General features: G+C 67.2%; 12 protein-coding genes. 6 read left to right on the top strand and 6 right to left on the bottom strand.

Annotation, left to right across the window (positions count from 1 at the left end; translation table 11 throughout):
• Positions 1-73: 73 nt before the first annotated feature.
• From P9K36_RS02990 to P9K36_RS03000, 3 genes are all read left to right on the top strand, one after another.
• Positions 74-946, top strand: a complete 873-nt coding sequence (locus tag P9K36_RS02990) for a class I SAM-dependent methyltransferase (protein ID WP_043755407.1) — start codon at positions 74-76, stop codon at positions 944-946.
• Between the two features lie 655 nt (positions 947-1,601).
• Positions 1,602-2,009 (top strand): chlorite dismutase family protein, encoded by a 408-nt coding sequence (locus P9K36_RS02995; RefSeq protein WP_335645402.1) that lies wholly within the window; start codon positions 1,602-1,604, stop codon positions 2,007-2,009.
• A 252-nt stretch (positions 2,010-2,261) separates the two neighbouring features.
• Positions 2,262-2,582: a hypothetical protein gene (locus P9K36_RS03000; RefSeq protein ID WP_236961610.1), complete on the top strand. Its 321-nt coding sequence runs from the start codon at positions 2,262-2,264 to the stop codon at positions 2,580-2,582.
• Positions 2,583-2,964: 382 nt separating this feature from the next.
• Here P9K36_RS03000 and P9K36_RS03005 read toward each other — a convergent pair whose 3' ends face one another.
• Both P9K36_RS03005 and P9K36_RS03010 read right to left on the bottom strand, forming a co-directional pair.
• Positions 2,965-3,993 (bottom strand): IS110-like element ISMmg2 family transposase, encoded by a 1,029-nt coding sequence (locus P9K36_RS03005; RefSeq protein ID WP_043758515.1) that lies wholly within the window; start codon positions 3,991-3,993, stop codon positions 2,965-2,967.
• 235 nt (positions 3,994-4,228) lie between these two features.
• Positions 4,229-5,185 (bottom strand): helix-turn-helix domain-containing protein, encoded by a 957-nt coding sequence (locus tag P9K36_RS03010; RefSeq protein ID WP_043755409.1) that lies wholly within the window; start codon positions 5,183-5,185, stop codon positions 4,229-4,231.
• Between the two features lie 490 nt (positions 5,186-5,675).
• Here P9K36_RS03010 and P9K36_RS03015 point away from each other — a divergent pair, with 490 nt between their 5' ends.
• Positions 5,676-6,782 carry a ring-opening amidohydrolase gene (locus P9K36_RS03015; RefSeq protein WP_043755411.1) on the top strand — a complete coding sequence of 369 codons (1,107 nt, stop codon included), beginning with the start codon at positions 5,676-5,678 and terminating at the stop codon, positions 6,780-6,782.
• 337 nt (positions 6,783-7,119) lie between these two features.
• On the opposite strand, the gene P9K36_RS03020 is transcribed toward P9K36_RS03015, so the two are convergent.
• Positions 7,120-8,004, bottom strand: coding sequence for a LysR family transcriptional regulator (locus P9K36_RS03020; protein ID WP_043755412.1), 885 nt, complete (start codon positions 8,002-8,004; stop codon positions 7,120-7,122).
• Between the two features lie 103 nt (positions 8,005-8,107).
• Here P9K36_RS03020 and P9K36_RS03025 point away from each other — a divergent pair, with 103 nt between their 5' ends.
• Together P9K36_RS03025 and P9K36_RS03030 are read left to right on the top strand one after the other, a co-directional pair.
• A complete protein-coding gene (locus P9K36_RS03025; protein ID WP_205782314.1) occupies positions 8,108-9,004 on the top strand; it encodes an NmrA family NAD(P)-binding protein in 897 nt (298 codons plus the stop codon).
• A 29-nt stretch (positions 9,005-9,033) separates the two neighbouring features.
• A complete protein-coding gene (locus tag P9K36_RS03030) occupies positions 9,034-10,185 on the top strand; it encodes an epoxide hydrolase (protein WP_111474262.1) in 1,152 nt (383 codons plus the stop codon).
• Positions 10,186-10,453: 268 nt separating this feature from the next.
• Here P9K36_RS03030 and P9K36_RS03035 read toward each other — a convergent pair whose 3' ends face one another.
• From P9K36_RS03035 to P9K36_RS03045, 3 genes are all read right to left on the bottom strand, one after another.
• The gene (locus P9K36_RS03035; protein ID WP_278306550.1) at positions 10,454-16,837 is read right to left on the bottom strand and encodes an autotransporter outer membrane beta-barrel domain-containing protein; all 6,384 of its coding nucleotides are present in this window, start codon (positions 16,835-16,837) and stop codon (positions 10,454-10,456) included.
• Between the two features lie 647 nt (positions 16,838-17,484).
• The gene (locus P9K36_RS03040; protein WP_164706412.1) at positions 17,485-20,052 is read right to left on the bottom strand and encodes a CheR family methyltransferase; all 2,568 of its coding nucleotides are present in this window, start codon (positions 20,050-20,052) and stop codon (positions 17,485-17,487) included.
• 35 nt (positions 20,053-20,087) lie between these two features.
• Positions 20,088-20,342, bottom strand: a complete 255-nt coding sequence (locus tag P9K36_RS03045; protein ID WP_236961604.1) for a hypothetical protein — start codon at positions 20,340-20,342, stop codon at positions 20,088-20,090.
• Positions 20,343-20,352: the final 10 nt, after the last annotated feature.

The following is a 20,352-nucleotide window of genomic DNA, read 5'->3' on the forward strand; positions in this document are numbered from 1 at the left end:
TGGCTGACGGGTCCGGCTCTTCTGCTTCGGGCGCCACGCCGCGTCGTGGTGAACTTCATTCTGGCAGTCGCCGATGACTTTCCAAGACGTTCAACACACGCTGCGGCAGATGGGCGATGCGGCAAGAGGCCTTGCCGCGATCGGTGCAGCCCTACGCCTGCGGCAGGAGGCGCCGGATATTCATCCCGAGGTCGCGCGCCGGTTGCACGACGTGGTCGCCGCCGTGGTGCCGGGCGGCCTCGGTGACCTTGATCAGGCGCAGGTCTCCGCGTCCCTGGCCTCCGTCACGCACGCCCTGCAGGAGGCGCGGGATCTGTTGGAGTGTCCCGAGCGACCGCCCGTCTGGCAGGTCCGCGATCCTGCGATGTTGCAGGCTCAGGGCCAAGCCTCGCGGGTCGTCGTACGGCGCTTGGCGGCCCTGGCGGCCGACCGCCCGGCGCTCGCGGCCGCCCTCACCGGGCGCTTCCTGGATGTCGGCACGGGTGTGGGCGGCATTGCTCTCGAAGCCGCAGCGCAGTGGCCCTCGCTGCGTGTCGTGGGCCTGGACATCTGGGAGCCGGCCCTCGAACTGGCCCGTGCGAACGTGGCGGCAAGCCCATTCCGCAGCCGTATCGATCTCCGCCTGCAGGATGTGACCCAGTTCGATGATCCAGCCGGCTACGCGCTGACGTGGCTTCCGGCACCCTTCCTTTCCCAGGACGCGGCTCGGACAGCGCTCGACCGGCTAACGGTTGCCCTCCAGCCGAAGGGATACCTTGTTGTCGGTCTCTACGCTCCGCCTCCGGATCCGGTCGGCGCCACGCTTGCAGCCCTGCGGCTGGCCCGAAGCGGCGGCCACCTATGGTCGTGTGCTGCGATGGAGGCTGAACTTCGCTCCCGTAAATTCACCGCCATCGAGACTTCTGCGGGACAGCCGGTCACGCTCATGATGGGACGACGCGCGTAGAACGCTTTCCGTCGAGGCGGTGGCCTGCCGCGACGGTGCGCATCAAGCCGGCCAGTACCGACCGGGTCCAAGGCAGCGCTATCAGGACCGACGATCGGGCGGCTCGAGAGCCGCTGCCGCGTCGCGCCTGCGAATGACTTTCGAAGCCGCGATCCGGTTGCTGGGGCGCACCCTGAGGCCTCTGCCTGAACCGCTTCGAGTGGCCGCTCCCGTGCGATTGGCCCCCCGAAGCGGACCGGCGGGTCTCGGCCAAATCCCGTCGTGGTGGCGGGCGCCCCTGAATGACTGGGTTGGGTGGAAAACGGACTGGCGGCTTTCGAGTATTGAACTCGAGAATACGGACTTTCACAAGCTGGTGAAATGCCCAAAGTGAAACGTCCGCTCCACGACAGGTTCGCCGAAAAAGACAGAAGGTTCTCTGGCAAGAGTGCGCCTCGTATTGGCGTGTAACCCGAAGCGAGCTTCGACGAACTAGGCTCGTGGCAAGGAGATCGACGGCATGCCTTGTGTGATCGAGTTCACAGGCGGCGACAGAGGCCCGTGGCGGGTTACGCGCGCGGAGGCAACGGCCGGAGCCCGCCTTGAAGAGGTGGCATTTGTGTCAGTTGGCTTGGTGAGTGAAAGTGAAGATCCGGGACACTTGGCGTCTTCTGGCATGGCATGGCGTCTACGCGGAGCTATTAGCAATCTCCGCTACACCACACGCGATGAAGCCAATAGGCTACGGAGCTTACAAGCTGCTCTTGATCGGCCGACAGCAACTCATGCCGCTCTGATCCCGATCAAAAAATCTCAGCAGTGGTGGGATTTGGCTCAAGACGAGCGCCGTGAAATATTCGAGGAGACTTCCAAGCACACCACGATTGGTATGAACTATCTTCCTGCCATTGCCAGAAGGCTTCATCACAGCAGGGATCTTCGTGAGCCGTTTGACTTTCTGACTTGGTTCGAGTTTGCGCCAGAGCATGAGGCGGATTTCGAAGCTCTCCTCTCTAACCTCAGGGCCACGCGGGAATGGACCTTCGTGGAGCGAGAGGTCGATATACGCCTCACGCGCGATTGACCCATTTAGGCGAGAACCGCCTTTGATGCTGTCGGGGCCATACCTCGCCAGCCTTCATGCAGGAGGCGAAAGAGGGGCGCGCCGCATTGCAGACGCGCCCCAAGTGCGTTCCGGTCTCATGAAGAACGTGCCCGCTCGGTAAGGCCTCACGCTCGCGTGAACAATGCGTCTCGCGTAAGAAGCTGGCTGTGTGGCCGCGTCATCGGAACGTCGCATTGGCCGACGGGATTGTGGCCCAGCCGAGCGGGTGAGGTGCAGGTGAGCAATATGGCATCGATCAGAGAGATCGCAGACACGCTGAAGGAGATTGCCGCCCCTGGGATGAAGCCGAAGGCGATCCGTTCTGCCATCCGCGAACGGCACCCGGAGGCGAGCAAGAAGGAGATCGTTCGCGCGGCGTTTTATGCTGTGACGGAAGCGTCGGCTGCTTCAGACGGAGCGACCGCTGAACTCCATGACTTCGTGTTGGCTGAGCGCATCGCCGAGGACAACGCGGACGTGGTGTTGAAGGTGAGCAAACGCAAAAAGAAGAAGCGCTCGTCGGACGCATTGGAGCGGTCGCCGGCGCACTGATGCCGGGGGAGCCGCTTCTGACTTATGCACTCGAACGTCCGCTTCGAAGAAAAGCTTAGATGCGCGCTTGCGACCGAGTTGGGTCGATTGCGGGAGGGCCGCTCAGGGTGGTTTCCCGCCGGTCTTGTGTGGATGGCTCCCGCATTGCAAGTGGCGAATTGAGCTTCTGACGGGTTGGTCGGGTGCAGTCTTGTGTCCGGCCTGTCGATGCAGTCGTTCATGTTGACCGCTGGCCCTGATGGGATCCGCGAGCTGGGTCCCACTCTGCTTTGCGGGCTATGACGCCCTGGACTAGCGGCGGGGTGTCCCGGCTCCCGGTCTGACCGGTTCGCCATCAACTCTCATCGTCCTCGCAACCTGGAAACGTCTCCTCTGCGTGCTGTCAGGCGGCCGTGGCCGCCGGTGCGCGGTAGGTGCCGCCGCGGGTCATGATCGCCCAGGCGACCCGCGCCGTGCGATTGGCCGCCGCAACGGTCACCACGCGCACCGGCTTACGCTGCAGCAGCGCCGGCAGCCGCGGGTCGACCGAGGTCGGTGTCGTCTTCGCACGCCGGATCAGAGAGGTCATGCCGACCACGAGCAGCCGGCGCAGGTAGCGGTCGCCCATGCGCGAGATCCGGCCCAGGCGCTCCTTGCCGCCACTGCAGTTCTGCAGCGGTGTCAGGCCCAACGAGGCCGCGAACTGCCGACCGGAGCGGAAGCGTTCGGGCTCGCTCACCGAGGCGGCCAACGCGGTTGCCGACACGATGCCGACACCCGGGATCGTCGCCAGGCGCTGCGACAGGTCGCTGTCCCGATGCCAGGCGAGCAACTCCTTCTCCAGTCGGGTGAGCTGGATCTGCACGGCACCGATCTGATCGGCCAGCCCGGTCACCACGCGCTGGGCGAGCGGCGGCACCTCGGCCGCGTCTCCGGCCGAGAGCCGGGCCGCCAGTTCGAGCGCGTGCCGCAGGCCCCGCGCCATCTCGATCCCGAACTCGGCGAGCAGGCCGCGGATCATGTTCACCAACTGCGTGCGTTGCTTGACCAGCAGGTCGCGCGTCCGGTGCAGCGCCAGCGCCGCCTGCTGCTCGGTCGACTTCACCGGCACGAAGCGCATGCTCGGGCGCGTGACCGCCTCACAGATTGCAGCGGCATCGTTCGCATCGGTCTTGCCGCGCTTCACATACGGCTTCACGTAAGCCGGCGGCATCAGCCGCACGTCGTGGCCCAGGCTCATGAGCTCCCGGGCCCAGTGATGCGCCGTGCCGCACGCCTCCATGCCGACCAGGCAGCGCGGCAGCTTGGCGAAGAACGGCACGACCTGCGCCCGCCTCAGAGCCTTGCGCACGACGACGTGCCCAGCTGCGTCGACGGCGTGGACCTGGAAGATGCTCTTGGCCAGATCGATGCCGACGGTGGTGATCTCCATGGGGATGGCTCCTGCATGAGCGTGGCTGCTGCTTCGGCAGCGACCACATCTTGGCACCGAGATGCCGTCAGTCGGAGCGGGAGCCATCCACCCCATCTGCTTTCAAGCAAACGACCAAGGTTAAATGACGTTCGAGTTCTAATGATCGATAGACAAGGATCGTGCGCCCGACTCGGGGTCAAAACCAACTGGCGTGTGCAGGGCCGTTAAGCCGCTATCCGTAGCCTCAGCCGGATCATCGAACTGACTGTTGCGCCGCTCGTCGATGCTCACCGGGTGAGCAGCCGTACCTGTGCTTGAAGCGCCGAGAGAAGTGCGCCTGGCTGGTGAACTCGGACTCATAAGCCAGCGTGCCAATCGGTAGGTGCAACGAGGCTGGGTCGGCCAAGCGCTTCGCATCCACCGCCAGCCGGCGCTCCCAGATCCAGTCGGAGATGTGCTGACCGCGCTCGTGGAACAGCTCCTGCAGCCGCCGCAGCGAGACACCCATGGCGGCTGCAAGTCGAGGCGGATCGAGCGTCTGGTCGTGCAGATTGGCTTCGACGTAAGCCTTGGCACGCTGGACCACGACGCTACCGTGCAGCGGCCGGGGCACTTCCTTGGCCAAGCGCTCAGCGATGCTGGCCATGATCAGGTCCAGCCCGATCGACGACATGCGCTCCGCCGTGTCGGCGCCAAGCTGTCCCTCGACCCGGATCAGCTCCCGGAAGTAAGTCAGGGCCAGCGTCGTGGAGGCCAACTCCGCCCCGATGGTCAAGGACGTGTAGAGGTTGGACGGACCAAACAGGCCCTCCAGGCGCGCGCGCGGCAGTTCGATCACTAGTGACTGGCCATCGTCAGCTGTTCCCAGCACGGAGGGCCGACGATTGAGCAAGACCAGATCGCCGGGGCGTTGAACGGCCGCTCGGTCTTCCTGCATGGTTCCCGACGTCGTTCCGGCCAGCTTGAAGAGTGCCAGCACCGAGTCAGGGGCGTGGCTCGACGGGCGCCTTCGGCTTGTCTGCTCTGCTGCACTTTGCGTGAAACGCGCGATCGGCAAGGACCCGATCTTCGTCGCCTCGACCTTGCTCGTGAACGGCAGGTCACCAAGGCGGGTAAACTCGAACTCTCCGTATCGGTCCGCCAGCAGATCGCGCCAGACCTTGAAGCTGTTCGCAGGCGGCAGCATAGCTGTAGAATGAAGAAGATGCATCGACAGGTCTTGTGCTCACCGCCCGCTGAGGCATGTGCCATCACCGACGTTGAATGGTCGTCGTCACCTAGACACAACACCTCAGCTGATATCTATGACGATCGTATACAATCTTCAGAAATGGTGTCCATAGCGCCGCCATTCTGTGAACGGGAAGTCGCACCCAGCTGCGTCCGCGTATGGGAATCTATCTCGGCCGGTTGAGTGACCGAGTTGGGTCGCTACCGGAACGGCGGTAGGGAGTGGTCTGGAGATGGTCTGCTTCTACCGCAGATTGGGCCAATGTGCTGGTTCGGGGTCGGGAGCCGATCGACGACTTGCTCCGCCCGGGCGATAGAAGGCGCAGGGATTCTCCGAAGATGGTCCGGTCTGTGCTTGCCCCGGCTGGCCACCCGATCGTGCCGGTCCCTGTCGTCGCTGGGCACGCGGACGGACGATGGGTTTGCCCCGATGGAAGGGCGGCGCCCCTTTTTTCCACCCCGGTTCCCCCATGCCCGAATGCCTCGTCTTCCGCGTGCCCGCGCAGCATCCCGCCGACGTCTCCGAGGTGATGGGCCTCGTCGCTTCCGGGGCGGTGGACGTGACCGAGATCGTCGCGATCTTCGGCAAGACCGAGGGCAATGGCTGCGTGAATGACTTCACCCGGCAGCTTGCGGTGATGGCCCTGGAGACGGCGCTCGCCACCGCCCTCGGCTGCACGGCGGCGGAGGTCGGCGCGCGGATCGCCCTCGTCATGTCCGGCGGCACCGAAGGCGGGCTGTCGCCGCACTTCCTCGTCCTCGCCCGGCGTGACGGCCCCGCGGTGCCGGAGGGCAAGGCGCTCGCCATCGGCACGGCCTTCACGCAGGAGTTCCGGGCGGAGGAGATCGGCCGGATGGCGCAGGTCGAGGCGACTGCGGCGGCGGTCGGCCGGGCCATGGCAGAGGCGGGGCTCACCGATCCCGCCGACGTGCATTTGGTGCAGGTGAAGTGCCCGCTCCTGACGAGCGCTCGGATCGCCGAGGCGGCCGCCCGGGGCCACGGCGTTGCCACACACGACCCCTACGCCTCGATGGGCTTATCCCGCGGCGCCTCGGCGCTCGGCATCGCCCTCGCCCTCGGGGAGGTCGACCGCGAACATCTCACGGATTCCGCCATCGGCACCCGACGCGATCTTTTCTCCGGCCGCGCCAGCTGCTCGGCGGGGATCGAGCTGATGCGCAACGAGATCATCGTGCTCGGCAACTCTCAGGGCTGGACAGGCCCGCTCGCCATCGCCCACCGGGTCATGGACGACGGCATCGACCTGCCCGCGATTCGGGGGGTGCTCACCGACCTCGGCTTCCTGGAAGCGGGGCAGTTGCCGCCTCATGAGTCGGAGCGCGTGATCGCCCTGCTCGCCAAGGCCGAGCCCTCCCACGACGGCCTGATCCGGGGACGGCGCCACATCATGAACGACGACAGCGATATCAACGCCACCCGGCACGCCCGCGCCTTGGTCGGCGGCGTGGCCGCCGCGGCGATCGGCCGGACGGACCTGTTCGTCTCCGGCGGCGCTGAGCATCAGGGGCCGGATGGCGGCGGGCCGGTAGCGGTCATCGCCCGCGTGAGGGACTGAAGCCGTGCGCGGGGCCGCAGAAGTGCGTCCGCTTTGCTGAGGGCCACGCCCCAAAGCAAGCTGGTAGCCCTCGGCCAGCTCCCGCGGCGCCAACGCGCCTCCGAGCGCCTTCGATCGGTGGACGGCAATCCTTCGGCTTCAGGGCAAGGACGCATCGAAAGCTGACGTTGATGGGCGATGTTGCCGTCCCGAAAACATTGAACATCGGAAGGCAACACATTCACTCAATCCAACTGTGACGATGCCGTGAGACGCGCAATGACCGGATCGGCGATCAGCCGGGAGGGTGCCCGGGAAGACGGCAAACCCTGTGCCGGATTGCAGCTTCGACTTAGCGCTAACGCTGCAATCCATCGAAGCTGGCAACCAGCGCGTCGATGAAGACTCGCACCTTGGCCGACAAGCTGCGGTGGCTCGGGTAGATCGCGTGAATCACGGTCTCGATGCCCTCGGCGGTGGGCCATAGCCGAACCAGCCGGCCGTCCGCGACGTACGGCCTCGCAAGGAAATCTGGCAGGTACGCGATGCCGGCGCCGCCCAGTAGCACTGGCAGCAGAGCCGCGGAGTCGGAGATGGCGACGGCCGGCGGCAGCTCGATGCGTCTGGCGTCGTCGGTCGCATTGTCCTGGTAGGCCATGGCCCGATCGCCGTAGCCGATCAGCGTGTGGTCGGTGAGGTCCGCGGCGTGAGCGGGCGTCCCGCGCGCCGCGAGATAGCCGGGGCTGGCGCAGAGCCATGCCTCCGAGACCAGCAGCCGGCGGGCGATCAGGTCGCTGTCTACGAGCGGTCCCACCCGGATCAGCAGGTCGGCCATCTCGGCCGGCATGTCGACGAAGCGGTTCTCGACCGCCAGCATCACGCGGACCTGGGGATAGGCGGCCATGAACCCCGGCAGCATGGGAGCGACCAGTGCGGTCGCGACCGTGAAAGGCAGGCTGACCCGCAGCGTACCGGCCGGAACGCCTCCCAACCCTTCGAGTGCCGTGCCTGCCTCGTCCACGTCGGCCAGGATGCGGAGCGCGTGCGGCCGAAACAGCGTGCCGGCGTCGGTCAGCCGCAAATGCCGCGTCGAGCGGTCCATCAGCACCACGCCGAGATCGCGCTCCAGCCGTGCGAGCGCGCGGCTGACCCCCGACTTCGGCAGGCCGAGCGCGCGCGCCGCGGCCGACACGCTCATCAGGTCGGTGATGCGCACGAACGCGCGCAGGTCGGAGAGCTGCATTGTCGTTCCACCTTTTGCAACACCCTGTCCCATCTCGCCCAGCTAATCGCAGGAGAGCGCAACGCCTATTCACCTGATCGGCGAGCGGATGGAGGAATGAGTGGTGGATGGCGCGCAGACCCAGCACTTGGTGGTCGTGGCAGGAGCCACCGGCGATCTCGGCACCCGGATCGTCAAGGCACTGACGGCCAAGGGTAGGCCGGTACGGGCGCTGGTGCGCCGGCCGGCCGATGAGCTGGCCCGCGGCAACGTCGAGCAAGTCTCCGTGGATTTCGGAAACGGTGTTGCGCTGACTCACGCCGTCTCCGGCGCCGCGTGCGTCGTGTCTGCGCTGAACGGTACCGCGCCGGTGATCCTCGACACGCAAGGGCAACTGCTCGACGCGGCGGTGGCAGCCGGCGTGCCGCGCTTCATCCCGTCCGACTTCTGCCTGGACTATCTGACAACCCGGCCGGGCGACAATCGCAACATGGACCTGCGACGCCAATTCGCGGCCCGCCTCGATGCGGCACGGATCCGTGCGACCTCGATACTCAACGGGCCGTTCGCCGACCTCCTTAAGGGTCAGGCTCCTATCGTGCTGCACCGCTTTCGCCGCGTCCTCTTCTGGGGCGATGCCGACCAGGTGTTCGACTTCACCGCCAAGGACGACGTCGCCGCCTACACCGCGGACGCGGCGCTCGACCCTGCCGCGCCCCGCCATCTGCGCATCTCGGGCGATCAGATCAGCCCGCGCGGGCTGGCCGAGCTGCTGACCAGCCTGGAAGGCCGGCGCTGGCGGCTGCTGCGCGCCGGCGGCATCGGTCGCCTGAGCGCGATCATAGCTGTCGCGCGCGCGCTGACCCCGGAGACCGACGCGCCGTTCCCGGCGTGGCAGGGGATGCAATACCTGCGCGACATGTCGACCGGGCGCGGCAAGCTGCACGGCTTCGACAACACCCGCTACGGCAAGACCGATTGGACCAGCGCCGCAGCCGTCCTCGCCCCCACGATCCGCTGAGCATCGACCCGCCAAGGGAAAGCCATGCCATGACCGACGCTATCACTCCCTTCCCGATCCGGGTCGCCGACGCCGACCTGACCGACCTGTCCGACCGCCTCGCCCGCACCCGCTGGCCCGATGCCGGCACCGTCACCGACGGGAGCCAAGGTCCGACCGTGCACGCCATCCGCCGTCTGGTCGGCCGCTGGCACGATGGCTACGATTGGCGGGTGGCAGAAGCCCTCATCAACGGCTGGGGCAGCAGCCGCACCGTTATCGACGGCCTCGGCATCCACTTCCTGCATGTCCGCTCGCCCGAGCCCGATGCCCAACCGCTCTTGCTGGCGCATGGCTGGCCAGGCTCGATCCTGGAGTTCCGCGACGTGATCGGGCCGCTGACCGACCCTGCGGCGCATGGCGGAAATCCGCGGTGTGCGTTCCACCTCGTGATCCCGTCGATGCCGGGGTTCGGATTCTCCGACAAGCCGACCGGGCCAGGTTGGAACGTCGGCCGCGTCGCTGGCGCCTATGTCGAGCTGATGCAGAGGCTGGGCTATGGCGACCGGTGGTTCGCCCAGGGCGGCGATTGGGGTGCGGCCGTGGTGACGGTGCTGGCGCACATGCGCGCGCCCGGCCTCGCCGGCATCCACCTGAATATGGTCATGTTCCAGCCGACGGAGGACGAGATCGCGGACGCGACGCCGGAGGAGCAGGCGATGCTGTCCGGCATGGCGCGATACGACCGGGTGCAGTCGGGTTACATGAAGCTGCAGAACACGCGTCCGCAGTCGGTCGGATTTGCGCTGGCGGACTCGCCGGTGGGGCTGGCGGCCTGGATCTACGCGCTGTTTCAGGACGTGACCGACAGCGGCGGCGAGCCCGAGCGCGTGATCCCGCTGGACCACATGCTCGACGACATCATGCTCTACTGGCTGCCGAACGCCGGAGCCAGCTCGGCGCGGTTCTATTGGGACAACGCGCAAGGCCAAGCGGGTATGCCGAACGAACCCATGCCGCTGCCAGCCGGCGTCAGTGTGTTCCCCGGTGAGGTGATGCGGCTGTCACGGCGCTGGGCGGAAAAGCGTTTCGTGGACCTGCGTCATTACAACCGGCCCCCAAGGGGCGGACATTTCGCGGCCATGGAGAACCCTTCGGCCTTGGTCGCAGATGTGCGCGCGACGTTCGCGAAGGTCGGATAGTTCCAGGTGGCTCGGCCTCCACGCGAGGTCATCATCGTGGTCCAGTGCGCGTCCGCATCCCCGTCTGACGCGTCCGATCTCTGTCCGCTTCGAACTTGCGTCGCCCAGCACCGAGAAGGACCGCTTTCGGGACGTAGCAACGGCTGTCGGGACGGTCGATATGGGTCGTTTGGAGACGGTCCGCTTTTGGACGAAAGTGTAGGAAGCAGATGCCCCACGGCATCCAATCGACCGCGATCGGTGTTGGTGAGGTCGGCAGCAGCCTTTCTCAGAAGCGCAGCTGCATCCGAGCAGTCCCCGCATGCGAGAGGAAGTGGTCTCCGACTTGACCTTGATACTCGCCGGTCACCTCGATGCCGCCACCGAGGCTGACCTGAAAACCCAGCCCCACTTCGCCGAGGCGATCGGGGATCGATGATTCCGTAGCGAACAGGCCCAGCGCGCCGGTCCCGTTAAAGCTCGCCTTGCCGGTGAAATGGTCGTCCGACAGGAGTGTCACGCCAAGGGTGCCGTAGGGGCGGACCCAGCGCCCCCCGTCGAGGTCGATCCGGCCGCCGATCTCCATCATCGGGCTGAATGCCACCAGCGTCTTGGCCACCGGCCGCATGTCGAGGTTGAAGCCCGGCGCCCCGGTCTCGGAATAGGCGGGGCTGTAGCTGTAGAGCAGGTCCAGATCCGCGTAGGGCTTGAGATACCAGTCGCCGAACAAGACTTGGTAGCTCGCCCGCAGCCGACCGCCCGCGGTGAGGATCCCGGACTTGCTGCGCGCCGTGGCGGTAGCGCCACCAAAATCGATCAGGCGTTTGTTGTCGGCCCAGGAATAACCAAGATTGGCCGAAGCCGCGAGCAGCCAGGGGCCAATCTGGTGCTTGAGCGCCGCAGAGACATCGGCGGCATCGCTTGTTGTCCCGGTGATCCGGTCGGGGTCGCTCTGGATCGCCCGTGTGTAGGCGCCAGTGAGGCCGAAGAACCAGTCCGGGGCGAACTCGGTCTGGAGTCCGCTTTGGTAGCTGAGGGCGGTCTGACGGTAGCCAACGTCGTCCGCGGTGGCGGATTGGGTCGTGTGAGCGCTGGTGATGCGCCCCCAGACGCATTCACCCTCACGCAGGAGCGTACCGGTTCCCGTGAACGCCGGGCAACTCATGGCGCGCTGGAGACCCTTGCGGGTATCGAGCGTCCGGTCGGTCAGGTTGTCCTGGTTGGATTCTGGCTTCAACTCGTCCAGGGCGGCGGCATAGGCCTTCGAGCTGTCGACGGAGAGGAAGCGTCCGTAGAGCGTGCCCAGCTTCGTCGTGTTTCCATCCCAGGCATCCTGCAGGCCTTGCGCCACGCTGCGCTGGTCCTCGGTCAGGGTCACGCCGACCGGCGCCGTGAAATGAGCCTGCGGCACCAGCGCGATGCTGTTCCCCGTCGAGACGATCGTCCAGGAGATTGGGATGGCCCCCGAGCTGATGCTGCTTCCAGTGGCGCTGGCGCCGACGTTCTCCACTTGGCCGGCCCTGAGGAAAGTGTAGCGGCCGGGCGAGAGACCATCGATCACGTGCGGCTCGACCACGCCCCTCAGGGAGGCAGTGCCGGTGACGGTCAGAAGATCGTTCCGCAAGGCGGGATCTGTCGCCAGCGGTGCGATATCGACCAACAGGCGCCCGGACTCGGTCTGCTCGAAATTGCCGGTTATCGTCGCCCGAGCGACTTTGCCGACCCCGCCGATGTCGAGGATGGCGCCGTTGCGCAGGCGGCCGCCATCTCCCAGGGCGATGACACCGTCGGGACCGGTGCGCAGGATCGCCGAAGCTGCGCCGTCGAATCCGTTGTCGAACAGGACGCGACCCGTCTGCCCTCCGCCTGTGAGGTCGACATCGCCGATCAGCGTACCGCGATTGGTGATCGTGCCGGTGGTGAACGCGCCGACGATCGCCCGGCCCGAGGCGGCGCTGACCACGGCGCCCTCCTCGATGGCGATCCTATTGTCGTGCCCACCCTCGACGCGCATCGCCGCGCCCGCGCCGCTGCCGCCAGTGACGAGGCCGCTGACCCGGATGACGATCTTGCCGCTGCGGCTCGGATCGGGCTCGAGGCTACCATCGGTCCGCTGGACGCCGGATTGTGCCAGGATCGCGTGGGCGTCCAGGCCGGACGCGATGATCGACCCGGCCGACTCGATGGAGATATCGCCGCCGCTCCCGGTTACGGCGCGGCTTCGCACGGGCTGCATCCCCGTCTCGCCGGACAGGCCGACGAGGAGCCCGCCACCTCCGCCGAGGCTCTGAGCGACGATGCCGTGGGATTGCGTGCCCGCGGTGCGGATGACGGAGCCCTGCTCCAGGTTGACCCTGACCGCACCGCCGGAGCCGCTACTGCCGTCCGCCAGTCCGTAGGGGATCGCGTAGCCCATGGCCTGATGGGCGCCGCCGTAGCCGCCGCCACCGCCGATCGACTGCAAGAGCAGGGCCGGTGCCGCGTCGCCGGTGGTCAGGATCTGCGCGCTCGCCCCCATCCTGACCTGGATCGAACCGCCATCGCCAGCGGCACCGCCCGTGCCGCCCAGCCCGAACGTATATTTATGGCCGCCCGGTCCCGCCGCCACGGAGGCGAGCCCGCCGCCGCCGCCGATGCTCTGGGCCAGGATGCCGACCGCGCCGAAGCCGCTCGTGGCGACCGTGCCGTCCTGAACGATCCGCACGGTGCCGCCATTGCCCGCCATGGCTCCGGAGCCGCCGAGCGTCAGGCTGCCGGACTTGGCCGAGACGGAGGCAGGATCCTCCGGCGGTGCGATCTGTACGATGTCGAGCGCTGCGAGCAGCGCATCCGTCAGCGCCTTGGCATCGCTCTTCGTGTCATCCTTGGCGCCACTCTTGGCGTCGCTCCCGGAGCCGTCCTTGGTCGTGCCATCGTCAGCCGCGTCGTCGCCAGCCGGTGCGGCGAAGCTGCCGCCGCCGCCGCCGATGCTCTGAGCGACAACGGCATGCGCCTCGATCCCGGCCGTCGCGATGGTGCCGCGGTTTTCGATCGTGACGTCGCCGCCATGCGCGCCGACACCGCCGCGGCCGCCGACGTTCAGATTGAGTGTCAAACCCTTGTTGACTTGGCTGTCGACGCTGGCGCCGACACCGGTCCCGCCGCCGCCGCCGATGCTCTGCGCGTAGAGGCCGTAGGCTGCATTGCCCTCTGTAGCGACCGTACCGAGGTTGAGGATCCCCACAGGACCGCCAGTATTGCCCGTGCCGCCCGAGCCGCCGACGGTCGCCGCGATGTTGGTCGCATTGGTGGCCTGTGCGAACGAAACGCCGCCCTGGCCGCCGCCACCGCCGATGCTCTGCGCCATGATCCCGTGAGCGGAGGCTCCAAGGGTCGTGATCGTCCCCTCGTTCTTGACGTTGACCGCGCCACCGGCGCCTCCGCTTGCCCCGTCGCCTCCCAGAGCCAGGGTGGCCGAGACATTGGGCAGCTTGGTCCCGGTCTTCTTCTGTGTGTCCAGGTAGTTTGAGATGCCGGTCGAGTAGGATTTCAGCGCCTTGCCGAAGTCCGATTTCTTCAGCTTGTCAGCGAGCCCCTTGTAGGTGTCGCTGGCCTTGATATCCTTGAGGAATTGTTCAAGCGATTTCTTGTCGTCCTTGTTATTTTTGTCGGCGGCCCACTGCTGATACGCTTCGACGCCGATCGCCTGCTTGATCTGTTGCCAGATCTCCCCGACGGCGTCGGGCGCGACATCCGTCCCGGCCGCGAGGCTGCCCCCCGTACCGCCGCCGCCGCCGATGCTCTGGGCAAGGATCCCGTGTGCGCCGTCACCCGAGGTCGCGACCGTGCCGGTCGCGGCGTTGACGACAGCCACTGGGCCGCCCGTGCTACCGGTCCCGCCGGATCCGCCAAGCTGTCGGGTGATTTTGAACGTGCCCGTGGCGGCACCCGACACCTCGCCGCCGTTGCCGCCGCCGCCGCCGATGCTCTGGGCCTGGATGCCGGTCGCGTTCGAACCGCCGGTCAAGACCGTGCCTTCGTTCGTGACCCGGACGGTACCGCCGCGGTTGCCGACGCCGCCTGAGCCGCCAACGGTATCGCTCACCGACAGGGTGTCGGCGATCGGGAGCTTGCCGAGAACTTCGTTGAGGGTCTTGTCGAAGGAGACTCCGGACGTCGCGACTGCCGAGGCCGGCCCGGCATTACCACCGCCGCCGCCGACGCTCAGCGCGAGGACGCCGATCGCGGCATCGCCTCCGGTCATCACGCGGCCCGTCTGAGTGACGGTCACGTCGCCGCCGGTACCACCGCCTCCACCCGCCCCACCGGTCCGATCGCGGTTCTTCCCGCCGATGCCCCGGGTGATGGCGATGTTCTGGCGCAGGCTCAAGGTGTTGCTCGTCGCGGTCGCGCCACCGCCGGTTCCGCCGCCGCCACCGATGCTCAGGGCCTCGATGCCGGACGCGCCGTCGCCGGAGGTCCGCACGGTCCCGCGATTGGTGATGGTAGCGCTGCCGCCGTTGCCGCCGCCGCCGCCCGTGCCGCCGAGGATCGTGGTGGCAGCCACAGCCATCTGCTGCGGCGGTGCGACGGCCAGCGCGTAGGCCGTCGCGTTGCCGCCGATTCCGCCGCCGCCGCCAACGCTGAGGGCGAGGAGGCCGGTCGCCCCATCGCCGTAAGTGGTGACGAGGCCGGTGTTGGCGACACGCGCTGCGCCGCCCGCGCCACCATCCCCTCCCGAACCGCCGATCGCGGTGGAGAACGCGAAGCTCGGCAGCGTCTTGCCGGTCGGGGTCACGAGGGGTGCCGTGATCGCCTGCGCGTTGGCCAGGCCGCCCACGCCGCCGCCGCCGCCGATGCTGAGCGCCGCGAGGCCGTCCGCGCCGAGGCCGACGGTCGTGACCGTGCTGCCGCTCTCGATGACGGCGGAGCCGCCCTGTCCGCCTCGGCCTCCGCTCCCGCCGATCGCCCACGACGCCGAAAGCCCTACACCCACCGCCTTGGTCCTGGCCTCGCCGCCGGCACCGCCGCCGCCGCCGATGCTCTGAACCAGCACGGCCGTCGCGCCGTCACCGCCGGTCTCGACCGTACCGCCGACGCCCGTGAAGCGGGCGAGGCCGCCATCGCCGCCGCCGCCGCCGCTGCCGCCCAGGCCGACAGAGAAGAAGGCATTCGCTGTGAACGCGTCGCCGCCGATGCCGCCGCTGCCGCCGATGCTCTGGACGAGGGCGCCGTATGCGGCGTCACCCGCGGTCACGATCCTGCCGCCGGCATCGACGATCTCGGCGGTGGCGCCTCTCCCCCCGGTGCCGCCGGTACCGCCGGTGGAGAACCACAGCGTCCTGCCCCCGGCACCGCCGCCATTTGCCTCGGACCTCACGGCCAGGGGCGAGAGGGGCAGGGCCGTGTCGGCGCTGCCGCCACCGATGCTCTGCGCGACCAGACCGATCGCCCCGGTACCGCCGGTCGTCACGGTGCCGCTGTTGGTCAATGTCACCGATCCGCCCGTGGCGGCATCCCCACCCTTGCCGCCGCCGAAGATGCCGTCGCCGCCCCTGCCGCCGGGGCCGCCGACCGACTGCGCAACGATGCCCAGGGCATAATCGCCCTGCGTGACCACGGTGCCGCGCTGGATCACCGTGACGGTGCCGCCGTCGCCGCCTCGGGCTCCATCCCGTCCACCTGCATCGCCCTGGCTTCCGCCTCGACCGCCGATGCTCTGGACGAGGGCGCCGAAGGCATAGTCGCCAGCCGTCCTGATCGTGCCGGCCATGTCGAGGCGCGCAGGGCCACCGATGCCGCCCTGCGTCACCTCGGGTTTGCTGTAGGCGGTTCCTGTTCCGCGGTTGCCGCCCGCGCCGCCGATGGACTCGACGATCGCCGCAGTAGCACCGGCACCGTCGGTGCTCACCTGCCCGGACGGCGTCACGACGAGCGAGGCCGACCCGCCGGTCCCGCCCTTCCGGAACGCAGTCTGGTCGGCGGCAACCCCGCCTGAGCCGGCATTTCCCCCGGTGGCGCTCACTCGCACGCCAAGGAAGGCTTGCCCCACGGTCGAGACCATGGACGAAACGGTGAGCGCAACTGGGCCGGCATCTCCGCCGCCGCCGAAGTTCGTGAGGGCGAATCCGCCATCCCCGCCCCGGGAAAAAACGAGGAACCGGGGAATGGGCTTGAATTCCGGCCGAGCGCCGCTGCTGACTTGGTCGCCCAGTCCGGCGACGTCCTCCAACAACGTTACCGAGACGGCACCGCCGGCGCCTCCGTTGGCGCCGAAAACCGAACCGAGGCCAAAATCGTCGCCTCGTCCACCGCGTCCGCCCTTCGAGCCAATTTGGAGCGTCACGGCGGGATCAAGCCCGGCGGCTGCGGTATCGACATCGATCAAGGTCAGATCGCCGCCAGCCTGGCCGGGCGTGGCAGAGGTGTTCCGCCCAATGATGAGGACTTTGCCATCCCGGCCATCTGCGCCGATGACCACTTGGGGTTGGGATTGCTCGGCGGCGTGCGCAGAGAAGCTGACGATCAATGCCAGGGTGGTGGTGGCCGTAACCAGAAATCGTTCGCGGCTACGGACCGTCCCGTGGCAAATTACAAGAGATGGCTGACCTGACTGAGACGGCATCGAGAAAAGGCTCTTTGCTCGCACGGATCCGCACATCTGCGCAGCCCTCAGCGAGAGGGTTGGGGTCATCGGTGCACGGATTGCCCGTCATCGAGGCCGCCCAATTCGACGAATGTTTTTCTCAAAGATGGTTAACAAAATCTTTACGACAGACCCATTCCCGTAAGCCTGGCAGAACATCTTCAGGGCGGCCATCGATTAATGGCTGTATAATTCGACATCGACGCAATGATGGAGAACAATTCCGAATATCAATTGCTGACCGCGCGGGGACAAGGCGCGGTCTGACATCAACGGGGAGGCTGGGTCGATAGTGGCCATTTGCTACCGCGTTGAGCTTCATCTCACACGCGCGCGTTATTCGAACGGTTGGCTGGGATCGCGATCGGAACTGGATTCTCCATCCGGAAGCGGACCTTCCGCATGCGACCCAACGCGGCCGCCCGGATCAACCTCTGCCTTCTCCGAAACCGGTCATTCGTCGGCGGACGGGCAACTTGCGCACGAGGCGGCAAGCGGACCCCATCTCATCGCCCTGAACAGGACATCCGACTTCAAGCCTTGGTTGGCGATGCGATCCGCCTTTACCGAGGACAGGAGGCGGCCGGGCACTGAAAAGCCGTGCCGAACCTCTCCGCGATCACTCGGTCGACCGTGTCCGGTCATGCCGGCGTGCTGGCAGCCGACATCCTGGGCGCGGCGTGCGGACCGGCCGGTCATTCCTGCTCCAGCAAGTTGGTGAAGCTGGCGACAATCCCGGGCATCTGGCTGCCCTTGCGGGACGAGGCAATCAACCGGACCCTGTAGCGAGCCCCGTCCGCCCCCTCGACTATCCGCTCGGAGGGCCGGTTTGCCCTCAGCACCGCCGGGATCTCGTCCAGCAGCCATGTCAGGGGGATCGGCGCCGAGAAGTTGCGCAGGGACCGGCCGACGTCGCTCGGCTGCAAGCCGAAGATCTGCGCCGCTGCGCTGGTGAACATGCGAATGCGGAGATCCGACGTCAAAAGCACGCTCGCGACGTTCATGCCCTCGAACAGCGTAGCCTGATCGTCGATCAACTGGTCGATGGCCTCGATCTTGGACGAGAGCTCGAAATTCACCGTCTGAAGCTCCTCGTTCAGAGACTGCGTCTCCTCCTTCGAAGCCTCGAGCTCCTCGTTGGCGGCCTGCATTTCCTCGTTGACGGAGTGGAGTTCCTCATTCGAGGATTTGAGCTCCTCAAGGGAGGTCTCGTATTCTTCGATCACAGCTTGAAGCCGTTCGCGCGTGACGCTCAATTCGCGCTCCAGGCCTTGGAGCGCCGTGTCCCGCTCGTTCGCCTCGAGCGCTTGCTGGCGTTCCTTCTCCAAGGGTGCGGCGGCCTCTTTGAACACGACCAGGAACAGTGGCTCGATTGCGCCAGGCGTGTTCAGCGGCTTGACCACCAGGGAGATCGATTGGAAACGGCCGTCCGGCAGCTCGACGCCTATGCCGTCCCGCACGACCAGGGTGTTGCCCTCGATCGCCTCGCGCAGGGCCGTCCGGAGATCCAGCCGCAGGCCCTTGCGCGCCATCGCGGCCAGCTCCCGGGTCGGCTGGCCAGGCACAACCTCGAGGTGATCGCCGATCCGCGACGAATAGTGCACGGCCTCGCCGGTCCGCGTCACGACCGCGTGGGGCGGCGTGAACTCGGACAGCATCTGCGTCTCGACCGCGTGCCGCAGGGCCGCGTGCGTCGTCACGTTCCGCCGCTGCGCCTGGCCCACACTCCCAAAGATCGGCGGTTCTGCCCCGGATATCGGCCGCAACCGGACGGGCGGGATCGCGTCGCGAGCCTGGAAAATGCGGTGCTGCTTGTCGATCGTCTCGAACAGGTCCTCGAACCGCGTCACGTTCTCGGACATGCCGATGAACAGGTAGCCGCGTGGACGCAGGGCGTAGTGCAGCACCGGCAACAACTGCTGCTGGGCCTCGATGCCGAGGTAGATCATCAGGTTGCGGCAGGAGACGAGATCGAGGCGTGAGAACGGCGGGTCCCGCAGCACGCTGTGAGGGGCGAAGGTGCACAGGTCGCGTACGGCCTTCGCGACGACCGCGCTGTCGCCTTCGACGACGAAGTGCTGCGCGATCCGCTCGGAAGAGACGGCGGACAGGTAGGCGCTCGGGTAGCGGCCAGTCCGCGCGACTGTGAGCGCGCGCTCGTCGATGTCGGTGGCGAAGATCTGCACGCGCGGCGGATCCGCCAGGGTGAGCATGTGCTCGCGCAGGAGGATGGCCAGGGAGTAGACCTCCTCGCCGGTCGAGCAGGCCGGCACCCAGATCCGTACGACATCGGTCGCCGCGCGTGCGTCGAGCAATTTGGGGATGACCTGGGTGGTCAGGGCCTCGAAGGCCGCGGTGTCGCGGAAGAAGTTCGTCACGCCGATCAGCAGGTCCCGGAACAGCACCCCGACCTCAGCCGGGTCGGCACGCAGAAGCTTGAGGTAGCCGTCCGGCCCGGCCGCGCCGACGACGCTGATGCGCCGTTGCAGGCGCCGCACGAAGGTGCTGGGCTTGTACCCCGAGAAGTCGTGGCCGACCTGCCGGCGGAGGATGGTGAAGATCTCGGTGAGGAACTCGGCGTCGTGCTCCCGCGGGACCGCGTCGACCTGCGCGTCCGGCGCTGCGGCGACGTGTGCAGCGACATGCGCGGCGATCCGGTCGCCCATATGCTCGGCCATCTCGCCGAAATCGACGAAGCCGGTCCGCAGCGAGCTGAGCGGCATGTCGGCGGTCTCGGGGCCGTAGCCATCCGCGGTCTGGGCCAGGGTCAGGCCTCCGTGCTCCTTGATCGCCTTGACGCCGATGGCGCCGTCGCCGTCGCCGCCGGACAGGATGACGCCGACCGCGCGCTCGCCCTGGTCGAGGGCCAGGGCGGTTAGGAAAATGTCGATCGGCTTGGTCTCGCGGGCCGCCCCGAGCGGTGTCAAGGTCAGCCGGCCGTTCGCGATGCCCATGACGCAACCGGGCGGCATGACGTAGACGGTGCCCGGCTCGACCGGCACACCGTCGGCGGCGGCCTCGACCTTGAGCGGCGTGAGCCGCGCCAGCACGTCCGGGAGCAGGCTCTTGTGCTCCTGGCCGAGATGCGTGACGACGACGAAGGCGGCCCTGAGCGTCTCCGGCACTCCGCGGAAGAAGCCCCGCATCGCCTCGATGCCGCCCGCGGATGCACCGATGCCGACGATCGGAAAGTGGTCCTGATCTATCACCGCGTTCTGAACCTTCGGATCGAGGCCGCGCCGTTCGTTGGGTCCCGGCATCATGCGTTCTCGCCCAACGTCGAGGATGGCCGCGCGGATCAACTTTGGTGCGTGGCTTCCTGCACGACGTAGGCGAGGCAGCGTGCCCGGGCCTCGGGGCTCTTCAGCCGCACGAACAACCGCAGCAGCGCCACCGCTTCGGCGAGATGATTCGCGCCCTCATCGACAGTTTCGATTGCCGGCATATCGGCAGGATCGGGCGTCAGAAAGGTCGCGACCGGGACGCCCAGGGTCTGGGCGATGCGGAATAGAGAGCCGCGGGCGTCGTCTTGCGGATCGTCACCGTTCATCATGACCTTTCCG

The organism is Methylobacterium sp. 391_Methyba4 (assembly GCF_029691625.1).
Classification (GTDB): Bacteria; Pseudomonadota; Alphaproteobacteria; order Rhizobiales; family Beijerinckiaceae; genus Methylobacterium; species Methylobacterium fujisawaense.